The organism is Actinomadura kijaniata NBRC 14229 (genome assembly GCF_001552175.1).
Lineage (GTDB): Bacteria > Actinomycetota > Actinomycetes > Streptosporangiales > Streptosporangiaceae > Spirillospora > Spirillospora kijaniata.
Genome location: NZ_BCQR01000174.1, coordinates 1 through 11,127 on the forward strand (window position 1 = coordinate 1; position 11,127 = coordinate 11,127).

The following is an 11,127-nucleotide window of genomic DNA, read 5'->3' on the forward strand; positions in this document are numbered from 1 at the left end:
GAACTGTGGCGGGGCGAGCCGCTGGGCGAGTTCGCCGACCGGGGGTTCGCCCGGCCGGTCGTGGCGAGGCTGCACGAGGTGCGGGCCGCCGCGCTGGAGGACGCGTTCGAGGCGCGGCTGGCCCTCGGCGAGGCCGCCGCCGCGGTGCCGGGGCTGGAGGCGCTGCTCGCCGAGCACCCCTACCGGGAGCGGGCCTGGCGGCTGCTGGTCCTGGCGCTGTACCGGTCGGGACGCCAGGCCGACGCGGTGGCGGCGCTGCGCCGCGTCCGCGAACGCCTGTCGGACGAGATGGGCCTCGACCCGGGACCCGAGCTGCGGGAACTGGAACGCGCGGTCTTCGAGCAGTCGGCCGCGCTGCTCGCCCCCGCCGGCCCCGCCCCGGCGGACCGGCCGCCCGAACGGCCCGTCACGCACGGTCCCGTCACGCACGGTCCCGTCACGCACGGTCCCGTCACGCACGGTCCCGTCACGCACGGGGCGGAGCGGCTGGTCGCCCGCGACGCCGAGTGGGAGGTGCTGGAGCGGCGGCTCACCGCGGCCCGGCAGGGGCGGGGCGGCGTCCTGCTGGTGTCCGGGGAGGCCGGGGTCGGCAAGACGCGGCTGGCGCAGGCCGCCGCCGAGCACGCCGCCGCGCGCGGTTTCCGGGTGGCGTGGGGGCGCTGCTCGGACGGGCTGTCCCCGGGGTTCTGGCCGTGGATCCAGATCATGCGGCGGGTCGGTGGCGACGCCGGGCCGCTCACCGGCGACCTCGCGCCGGGCGGCGGGCTGTTCGAGCTGTACGAACGGGTCCTGGCCGCGCTGACCGGCGACGGCACCCCCCTGCTGCTGGTGCTGGACGACCTGCACTGGGCGGACGTGTCGTCGCTGCGGCTGCTGGCGTTCGTCGCCGACGCGGTCGCGGCGGCGCCGGTGCTGGTGGTGGCGACGCTGCGGCCCGAGCCCGGCGACCACCCCGAGGCGCTGCGCGACACGCTCGGCGCGCTGACGCGGCAGTCCGCCACCGAGCGGATCGCGCTGGAGCCCTTCACCGCCGGGCAGATCGCCGACTACCTGCGGACGCGGGGCGTGCCCGACCGGCCCGAGCGGGTCGCCGAGCTGCTGGACCGCACCGGCGGCAACCCGTTCTACCTGGGCGAGGTGCTGCGGGACGGCGGCGGCGTCCCGGCGGGGGCGCGCGACGTCATCGAGCAGCGGGTCGGGCGGCTGGCCGAGGAGACCCGGACGCTGCTGCGCGTCGCCGCCGTGGCGGGCCGCGACATCGACGCCGACGTGGTGGCCGGGGCCGCCGGGCGCGACGCGGCGGAGGTCCTGGAGGCCTTGGACCCGGCGGTGGCGACCGGGCTGGCCGTGGAGGCGCCGGAGGGGCCCGACTACCGGTTCGCGCACGCGCTCGTGCAGGAGACGCTGTACGCCGGGCTCGGCCGTCTGGAACGCGCCCGGCTGCACCTGCGCGTCGGCGAGGCGCTGGAGGCGCGCGGCGCGGACTCCGCCGTGCTGGCCCACCACTTCGCGCGGGCCGCCCGGGTCGGCGGCGCGGCCCGGACCGCCGGGCACGCCGCCGCGGCCGCGCGCCAGGCCACCGCGCGGCTCGCCTACGACGAGGCCGTGCAACTCTGGGAGCAGGCCCTGCGGCACCTTCCGCGCGGCGACGACGCCGCCCGCGCGCGGGCGCTGGCCGAGCTGGGGCAGGCCCGCCGGACGGTCGGGGACGCGGCGGGCGCGCACCGGGACCTGACCGAGGCGATGGACCTGGCCGAACGCGCGGGTGACCACCGCACCCTGGTCACCGCCGTGGCCGTGTACGGCGAGCCCGCGCTGTGGCACTGGTGGCCCTACGGCACCGTCAACGACCGGATCGTCGCCGTCGTCGAACGCCTGCTGGCCGGGCCCCTGGACGACACCGACCGGGCGGTGCTGCTCGGCGTCCTCGGCGTCGCGCTGGTCTACGGGCCGCGCCGGGAGGAGGGCGAGCGCGCCGCCGCCGAGGCCGTGGAGATCGCGCGGCGGACCGGCGACCCCGCGCTGCGCGCCCGCACGCTCGCCGACTACCTGCTGGCGTCGTTCGTCCCGGGGCGCAACGCGGCGCGGCTGGCGGCGGCCGAGGAGATGCTCGCCGTTCCCGGCCTGCCGCGCCCGGCCGAGCTGGTGGCGCGCGTGTCGCTGATGGCGTGCCTGCTGCGCGCCGGCGACCTGGCCCGCTGGGACCGCGAGCTGGCGCGCTGCGAACGCCTGCTGGACGGCGGGCGGCGCCCGGAGCTGGAGACGACCGTCCGCATCGCCCAGACCGCCCGCGCCACCCTCGACGGCCGCTGGGAGGAGGCCGAGGACCTCCTGGAACGGCACGCCGAGATGCTGTTCGGGTCGAGCGTGTGGGGGCGGGAGTTCCGGCGGCTGGTGACCCTGTTCACGATCCGGCGCGGGCAGGGCCGGGGCGCCGAGCTCCTGGACGACCTGGTCGGGGCCGCCGAGGAGGCCGCGCACCGCCCGCTGCGGCCGGTGGCGGTGCTGGCGGCGGTCGAGGCGGGCCGCGCGGACCTGGCGCGCGACCTGGTCGAACGCTGGGGCCACCACGTTCCCCGGGACTGGACGGCCGACTTCCTCACCCCCGTGTGGGGGCTGGTCGCCGCCCGCCTCGGCACGCCCGACCCGGCCGTGCTGTACGAGGAGCTGCTCCCCCACGCCGACCTGTTCGTCGTCTCGGGCATGGGCAGCGCGTGCTGGGGCTCCACGCACCTGGTGCTGGCGGAGCTGGCCGCCCGGCTCGGCCGCCCGGACCGGGCCCGCGAGCACGCGCGGGCCGCGCTCGACGTCCACCGCGCGCTGGGCCTGGACCACTGGGCCGAGCACAGCGAACGCCTTCTCAAGGAGCCGCCGTGACCGAGAACCTGCTCGTCCAGGCCGACGGGTGCCGCAGGCTGGGCGCGCCCATGTACGCCGAGCTGCTGCGCCGCGCCGCCGCCGACACCGGCGGACCCGCCGCCACGATCATGGAGGGGCTGGGCGGGAGCGCCCTGTCGCTGCGGCTGCTGGGCACCGTCCACCGCCTCGTGCTGGAGGGCCGCGCGCCGGAGCTGGCCCCCTACTACCCGACCGTGGGCGGCGTCCCCGACGGCGCGGCGGCCTGGCCCGCGTTCCGCGCGGTGCTGGCCGAGCACGCCGCCGAGATCCGCGCCGGGATGGCGACGCCGCCGCAGACCAACGAGGTGGGCCGCTCCGCCGCGCTGGTCGGCGGCCTGCTCACCGTCGCGGCCGCCACCGGGCTCCCGGTGCGGCTGCTGGAGATCGGCGCGAGCGCGGGCCTGAACCTGCGCGCCGACCGCTTCCGCTACCTGTTCGAGGGTGGCGCGTACGGCCCCGAGGACTCCCCGGTGGTGCTGCCGGACTGCTGGGAAGGCGGGACGCCGCCGGTGGACGCGCCCCTGGAGGTCGTGGAGCGCCGGGGCTGCGACCTCGCCCCCCTCGACCCGGCCGACCCCGCCGACCAGGTCCGCCTGCTGTCGTACGTGTGGCCCGAGCAGACCGAACGCGTCGCCCGCCTGCGCGCGGCCTTCGCGGTCGCCGCCGAGGTCCCGGCGACCGTGGTCCGCGACGGCGCGGCCGGGTTCCTGGACGGCCTGGCGCCGCGCCCGGGGACGGTGACCGTCGTCTGGCACTCGATCATGCGGCACTACGTGCCCGCCGACGAGTGGGCCCGCGTCGAGGCGAGCCTCGCGGCGGCGGGCGCGGCGGCGACCCCGCGGGCCCCCGTCGCGCACCTGGCGCTGGAGCCCCGCGACGAGGAGCGCATCGAGAGCCGGCCGCTGCTGAAGCTGCGCCTGTGGCCCGGCGGCGGCACCGAGGTCCTCGCCAAGGCGCCGCCGCACGGGCTGCCCACCGTGTGGGGCCCCGCCCGCTAGCCGTGTTTCAAAGCCCTGGCCTACGGCGCTCGCCCCGGGGCTCACACCTCACCAGGACTTGGCGAGCGCGACATCGCTTCGCGATCTGACCTGCGGTCCCTCGCCTCCGGCTTCGGGCCCGCCGGTCAGGTAACGCGCTCGCGTGCGCGGCTGAGGCCCACTTCGAAACAGGCCCTAGCCGACCTCGCGCCAGTCCAGCACGTCGCCGACCAGCGCCCGGATCGACGCCAGCAGGCCCAGCCGGTTGGCGCGCAGGGCCGGGTCCTCGTCCATCACCATCACCGCGTCGAAGTACAGGTCGACGGGGTGGGCCAGGGCGGACGCCGCCTCGGTGAACTCCGGCAGCGCCGGGCGCCCCGGCAGCGCCGCCCGGACCCGCTGGTAGGCCTCGTGCAGCCGGTGCTCGGCCTGGTCGGTGAACAGGGCCGGGTCGTAGCCGGGTTCCGCGTCCGGCGGCAGGATGCGCAGGACGCGCTGCAGGGCGGCCGACAGGCGCTGGAACCGCGCGTCGTCCCGCAGCTTCGCCAGGTCGGCCGCCGCCCGCTCGGCGTGGGCGGGCGACCCGGCGTGCGGCAGCACCGCGCGCACCACCGCCACCGCGTGGCCCTCGTCCAGGAGCGTCTGCTCGAAGCGGCGCGCGACGAACCGCGCGGCCTCCGCCAGCGTCTCCGGGGTGACCTCGACGGGCTGGTGCCGCGCGGCGACCGCCAGGCCGTCCTCGACGGTGATCGGCGCGAGGCGCGGGTGGGCGCGCAGCACCGCCGCCAGGCCCAGCGCGGCCCGCCGCAGCCCGAACGGGTCCGAGCCGCCGCTCGGGGCCGACCCGACCGCGAACAGGCCGGCCAGCAGGTCGAGGCGGTCGGCCACCGACAGCACCGCCCCCACGATCCCGGCCGGCGGCGCGTCGCCGGAGGAGCGCGGCAGCTCCATCTCGTACAGCGCGTCGGCGACGGCGGGCGGCTCACCGGCGCGGCGGGCGTACTCGCGGGCCATCGTCCCGGCCAGCCCCGACAGCTCGATCACCATCGCCGACGCCAGGTCGAACCGGGCCAGCTCCCCGGCGCGGCTGAGGGTCTCGCGCTCGGCGTCGGTCAGGTCGAGGCGCGCGGCCAGCTCCTCGGCGATCTCGTCGATCCGGCCCGCCCGGTCGGCCATCGAGCCGAGCCGGTCGGCGAACGTCAGCCGCTCCAGCCCCCGCTTGATCTGCTCGGGGGTCCGCCGCAGGTCCTGGGCGAAGAAGAACGACGCGTCCTCGTAGCGGGCGCGCAGCACCGCCTCGTTGCCCGCGCGGACGGTGTCGTGGTCGCAGGCGCCGTTGGCGACCGTCACGAACGCGGGCAGCAGCGCCCCGGACGGGGACCGCACCGGCAGGTAGCGCTGGTGCTTCCGCATGACCGTGGTCAGGATCTCCGGCGGCAGCTCCAGGTACCTGTCCTCGAACGCGCCGAGGACGGCGACGGGCTCCTCGACCAGGTTGACGATCTCCTCCACGAGGGCGTGCTCGGCGGCGAGGTCGACGGCGCCGCCCGCCCGCCGCGCCAGCCCGGTCGCCGAGGCGATCACGCGGCGGCGGCGTTCGGCCGGGTCCGGCTCCACGCCCGCCGCGCGCAGCGTGGCCACCAGCTCGGCGGCCGAGGCCACCGTGCGGGCGTCCCGGCGGTGGCCGTAGGTGGTGCGGCCCGCCGTCATCCCGGCGACGGTGAAGGGGATCTCGTGCTCGTCCAGCAGCGCCAGCAGCCACCGGATCGGGCGCGCGAACGACAGGCCCGGCGCGTTCCACCGCATGTTCTTCTCGGCGCGCAGTCCCGCCACGATCCGCGGCAGCGCCTCGGCGAGGACCCGCGCGGCGGGACGGCCGGTGACGTGCCGGACGTACCCGGCGTACTCGCCGCCCCCGACGGTCACGGCGCGGACCTCGGCCGGGTCGATGCCCTGGCCGCGCGCGAACCCCAGCAGCGCCCTGGTCGGCCGCCCGTCGGCGTCGTAGGCGGCCGCCAGGCGGGGGCCCTTGACGACCTGCTCGGTGTCGGGTTCGCGGGGCTCGACGCCCGCCGCCACGACGATGATCCGGCGCGGGGTCGCGTAGGTGTCGATCACGGCCTCGTCGGGCAGCAGCCCGGCTGCCTCCAGCGCGTCACGCAGGCGTTCGGCCACGTGCCCGGCGGTGCGGCCGACCTCGTGCGGCGGCAGCTCCTCCACGCCGATCTCCAGCGCGAACGTCCCCGGCGCGTCGATCTCCGGCAGGGCGGCGGGCGCGGCGCCCGCCGCGGGCCGGGCGGCGGCGTCGCCCAGCGGGTGGCCGAGCTCGGCGCGGCGCTCGGCCCACAGCCCGGCGACCTCGTGGGCGAGGCCCCGCATCCGGGCGAACGCGCGGGCCCGCTCGGTGGTGCCGATCGCGCCGCGCGCGTCCAGCACGTTGAACGCGTGCGAGCACTTCAGCACGTAGGAGTGCGCGGGCACCGGCAGCCGCGCGTCCAGCATCCGCCGCGCCTCGGCCGCGTAGGTCTCGAACAGCGACCGGTTGGCGTCGATGTCGGCGTCGTCGAGGTAGTAGCGGCTCATCTCGTACTCGGCCTGCCCGAACGCCTCCCCGTAGGTGACGCCGGGCGCGTAGGCGATGTCCTTGAAGTGGCGCACGCCCTGGAGCGCCATCAGGATGCGCTCCATCCCGTAGGTGATCTCCACCGAGACGGGGTCGAGGGTGAGGCCGCCGGACTGCTGGAAGTAGGTGAACTGGGTGATCTCCATGCCGTCCAGCCAGACCTCCCAGCCCAGCCCCCACGCGCCGAGCGCCGGGGAGGCCCAGTCGTCCTCCACGAACCGCACGTCGTGGGCGGCCAGGTCGATCCCGAAGGCCTCCAGGCTGCTCAGGTACAGCTCCTGGGCGTCGCCGGGCTCGGGCTTGAGGATCACCTGGTACTGGGTGTGGGTCTGCAGCCGGTTGGGGTTGTCGCCGTAGCGGGAGTCGTCGGGACGGACGCTGGGCTCGACGTAGGCGACGCGCCACGGCTCGGGGCCGAGGACGCGCAGGGCGGTCGCCGGGTTCAGGGTCCCCGCCCCGACCTCGGTGTTCATCGGCTGGGCCACCAGGCAGCCGCGGGCCGTCCAGTGGTCGGTGAGCCGGGTCAGGGCGTCCTGCATGGTCAACACGGGCGGGCTTCTTTCCTGCGAGTGGGCTGGGTCTCAGGGTAGGCGCGGTCAGCGCCCGAGACCTCGCAGGAGTGCCCTCCCGGTCGGGGGACGGGCCTCTTCCGGCCGCGCGGCGGCGATGGTGGGTTTCTCGGCAGGGTCCACGCGCCCACCCTGCCGACGTCCGGGAGGGAGGGGCAAGCGATTTACCGGCGGATGATGCTCAGCTCCACGCCGCCGACGATCCGGCCGCGCAGCATCTCGGCGAGGCGGTCGGAGACGCGCTGGAGGATGGCGCGCTCGTCGTGGCCGGACAGGATCGCGAACCGGACCGCCAGCTCGGCGTGCTGGCCCCGGTCGGCGCGGACGCCGGTCACGCCCGGCTCGGAGCCGAACGCGGCCTCGATCGCGGCGAGCACCTCGGGGTCCTCGTGCGGCGCGGGGATCGGGCGGCCCTCGGCCAGCAGGTGCAGCCGGATGCCGTCCACCGCGAACGGCACCGGCCCGGCCACGTCCACCACCAGCGCGTGGGCCTTCTCGTCGAGGGTGGCCAGGCACGCGTCGCGGAAGCGCACCGCGACCGGGCGGGCGTCGGGGCGCCACGCCCGCATCGTCTCGGTCGAGGTGAAGCCGAGCACGCCCCGGCGGCCGTCCTCCCCGATCAGGGTGGGCAGCGCCATGTCGCTGTTCTTCTCCCGGCGCAGCTCGCCGGGCGCGACCTGCTCCTCCTCGGTCAGCACGGCCACGACGGGCACCAGCAGGCGGCTGTCGGCCAGGACCCGCAGCACGGTGTGCTCTCCGACGCGCCCGGCCGCGTATCCGGCCAGCGCGTCACGCACCCGCGGGGCGGCGCCGCCGTCGTCGTCGGGGAACTGCGGCTGGGGAATGGTCTTTCCGGACACGGCCAGAAGGCTATAACCTCCGGCGACCGCCCAGGGTGGTTAATGCGATACTCTCCGCTCCCTCCCAGGCCGGTCCCGGGTCAGCCCAGATCCGCGATGGCCGCGACGGTCCCGCCGCCGGAAGGGCCCTGGTGGACGGCCGCGACCGACACGAACACCGCCGGATCGCCGGTCACCGACGCCGCGACGCCGCCGACGCACGCCTTGATCTGGCGGTGCCAGTGCACGTCGGAGTCGTCGAGCATGATGTTGCGGCGGCCCCGGACCTCGCCGCGCGGGTCGGCCTCGCACTTGATGAACACGTTCACCAGCCGGTCGCCGAGATCGCTCGGGTGCGGCCGCTCCGGCAGGTCCAGCCCGGCCGAGCGGATCGCCGTCCAGATGCCGTCGGCGTCCAGTGCGTCGTTCATCACACCGTGCCCGGCGCGGTAGCGCCCGCCGATGCCGCGCACGTTGCCGACCACCACGATCTGGGCGCGGTCCAGCTCCACGCCCGAGGAGCAGGACGCGACCGACGAGTACAGCGACAGGTCCCGGTGGATCCGGTCGGCGGACGGCATCGCGATCTCGCCGAGGGCGACGGCGATGCCGAGCGCGGTGGTGGAGTTGGAGACGTCCATCGACTTCAGGGTGTCCTCGGTGACGACGTCGCGGCCCCGGCGGCGGGCGTCGTTGATGGTGTCCAGGGTCAGCAGCGGCGTCTTGGTCTGCACGTAGTGGACGTCGGCGGGGTCGTCGATCCCGGCGGCCTTCATCGCCTCGCGGACCCCGGCGGCGACGGTCTCGACCATGGCGGGGCGGCCGATGTCCTCGGGGCGGATCACCTCGCTCATGGCGATGCCGACCGACAGGCGCGGCTCGTCCGAGCGCGGGGCCGAGGCCGGGTCGACCGTGGCGAACACGGTGGCGTGCGGGCTGAGGACGCCGTCGGTGCCGCCCGACCACACCAGCGGGACCCGCGCGACCTCCGCCGGGCTCCGGGTGCCCCTCGACACCAGCACCTCGCGGAACGCGCGGTCGGCGAGCAGCCGGGTGTAGTCGTTGACGCCGCCGTTGCCCTCGGTCTTGCCGATCACGGCCAGGACCCGGTCGGCCTCCAGCACGCCGTCGTCGATCAGGCGCGCCAGCCCGGAGGCGTCGGTCACGCTCGCGATGGGGATCTTGCGGACTTCGATCGGGTCGGGCACGTCGCTCACTCCTCGATGATCGTTCCGGCCTTGCCCCGGACCGCGTCGGCGATCCGGTCCAGCGAGGTGATCGCCGCGCGCCGTCCGCCGCCGGCGACGAAGCGCCGCAGCGCCTCCACCTTGGGACCCATGCTGCCGCCCGCGAAGTGCCCGGCGGCGGCCAACAGGCCGAGTTCGGCGGAGGTGGTGCGGTGCAGGGGGCGCGCGCCGGGGGTCCCGAAGCCGACCTCGACGTTCGGCACGTCGGTGGCGATCACGAGGGTGGCCGCGCCCAGGCGGCGCGCCAGCAGCTGCGCGGCCAGGTCCTTGTCGACCACGGCCTCCACGCCGCGCAGCCCGCCGTCCCCGTCGCGGACCACCGGCACTCCCCCGCCGCCCGCGCAGACCACGACGTGCCCGGTGGTCAGCAGCGCCTCGGCGGCGCCCGCGTCCAGGACCTCCAGCGGCTCGGGCGAGGCCACCACGCGCCGCCAGCCGCGCTCCCCGAACGCCCTCCACGACTGCCCGATCGCCATGAACCGGCGCGCCTCCGCCGCCGGGAAGTACCGGCCGACGGGCTTGGCGGGGTCGGCGAACGCGCGGTCGGCGGCGTCCACCAGCGTCCGCGTCACCACCGTGGCGACCGGGCGGCGCGCGCCGCGCGCGGCCAGCGACCGTTCCAGCGCGTTCATGATCAGCACGCCGAGGGTGGCCTGGGTCTGCGCCCCGCACCAGTCCAGCGGGACCGGCGGCACCACGTCCGCCGCGAGCTGGTTCTTGATCAGCAGGTTGCCGACCTGGGGCCCGTTGCCGTGGGTCAGCACCAGGCCCGCCCCCGCGGCGGCCAGGTCGGCGACCTGCTCGACGGCCCGGGCGACCGCCGCCGCCTGCTCCCGCGGCGCGGCGCTGCCGTCCGGGCCGGTCATCGCGTTGCCGCCCAGGGCGATGACGACGCGTTCGCCGGTGCTGCTGTCCACTCACCGACGGTAACCGGGCGGCGGCCGGTGCTCACGGGCGAAACTCGCCAGCCGGGCACCGGCCGTTCGGCAACTCTGCCCGGTCGGCTAGCGGCGGGCCGCCAGGGAGTCCACCCAGCCCATCGACTCGTAGGCCTCCGACAGGGCGGGCCTGCCCGTGGCCGACGTGGCCCTGGACGTGGACAGGGACGTACCGGCGGACTCGTAGGCCAGCAGGTTCGCGGTCTTCGGGTCGATGATCAGCCGCAGCCGCGTGCCGTCGCCCGGGCCACGCATCGTCACGGCAACCCCGGTGCGGCCGAGCTGGTCGGTGGCCCGGCCCTCGCCGCGCACCTCCGGCAGGTCGGCCAGCACCCGGTACAGCGCGGCCTTGGTGCCGGACGTGATGGGCCCGGCCAGCAGGTCCTGCGCGGTCACCCACACGTAGTAGGGGTAGGGGTCGACGCTCTTCTCGGGGCCCTTGCCGTCGTTGGCGTCGCGGACGTCGGCGTCGTAGCGGCGGCGCAGCTCGCGCGCGAGGGCGGCGGGGTCGGTGGGCAGCTTCAGGAGCCGGTCGGTCGGCACGTTCTCGTTGCCGATGACGTGGGTGATCGGCTCGTCGTAGTCGTTGACCGAGCGCTCGCGCTCGGCCTTGTCCATGAGCTGCGGGGCTCCGGCCCTGCGCCAGGCGGCCTCGTCCCCGGCGGTCGGGAAGCTCGTCTTCGGGTTGATGGCGGTGATGCTGCGGGTGCGGTCGCGGCCGGTGCGCGACAGCCACGACTCCTGCGTGTGGGCCGTGATGTAGGTGTAGGGCAGCTTGATGATCCGCGACCGCTGGCCGGGCTTGAGACCCTTGCGGTCGGCCCGCTGGTCCTGGACGGTCTGGGTGCGGACGCGCGTGTACCAGTAGCGGCCCGGCTTCACGGGCGTGCGCTCGGCGGTGTGGGCGCTGGCCAGCAGCACCGTCCGGGCGTCCTGCGCGGCGGCCGGGGCGGGCGCCCCGGGGCCGGGCGCCGGGGCCGGGCCGTCCCCGTCGGTCACCACGAGGACGCCCGTGGCGGCCGCGGCGGCGGTGACG

The 11,127-nt window shown here is 76.6% G+C and carries 7 protein-coding genes; 2 read left to right on the forward strand and 5 right to left on the reverse strand.

Annotation, left to right across the window (positions count from 1 at the left end):
- Positions 1-2,877, forward strand: a 2,877-nt coding sequence (locus AKI01S_RS39475; RefSeq protein WP_067830289.1) for an ATP-binding protein, incomplete at its 5' end; no start/stop codon positions are given.
- Positions 2,874-3,896, forward strand: coding sequence for a DUF2332 domain-containing protein (locus tag AKI01S_RS39480; RefSeq protein WP_067830292.1), 1,023 nt, complete (start codon positions 2,874-2,876; stop codon positions 3,894-3,896). The genes AKI01S_RS39475 and AKI01S_RS39480, both read left to right, overlap by 4 nt.
- Before the next feature lie 174 nt (positions 3,897-4,070).
- Here AKI01S_RS39480 and AKI01S_RS39485 read toward each other — a convergent pair whose 3' ends face one another.
- The 5 genes from AKI01S_RS39485 to AKI01S_RS52110 form a co-directional block, all read right to left on the reverse strand.
- Positions 4,071-7,037 (reverse strand): glycine--tRNA ligase, encoded by a 2,967-nt coding sequence (locus tag AKI01S_RS39485; RefSeq protein WP_067830295.1) that lies wholly within the window; start codon positions 7,035-7,037, stop codon positions 4,071-4,073.
- 194 nt (positions 7,038-7,231) lie between these two features.
- Positions 7,232-7,927 carry an SseB family protein gene (locus tag AKI01S_RS39490; RefSeq protein ID WP_067830298.1) on the reverse strand — a complete coding sequence of 232 codons (696 nt, stop codon included), beginning with the start codon at positions 7,925-7,927 and terminating at the stop codon, positions 7,232-7,234.
- Positions 7,928-8,007: 80 nt separating this feature from the next.
- Positions 8,008-9,123, reverse strand: a complete 1,116-nt coding sequence (gene bar, locus AKI01S_RS39495; RefSeq protein WP_245681966.1) for a barbiturase — start codon at positions 9,121-9,123, stop codon at positions 8,008-8,010.
- Entirely contained in the window at positions 9,120-10,070 is a 951-nt protein-coding gene (locus tag AKI01S_RS39500) for a carbamate kinase (RefSeq protein WP_245681967.1), read from the reverse strand. The genes bar and AKI01S_RS39500 overlap by 4 nt, the downstream gene beginning before the upstream one ends.
- A gap of 87 nt (positions 10,071-10,157) precedes the next feature.
- A partial coding sequence (locus tag AKI01S_RS52110) for a CU044_5270 family protein (protein WP_067830301.1) occupies positions 10,158-11,127 on the reverse strand: 970 nt, incomplete at its 5' end.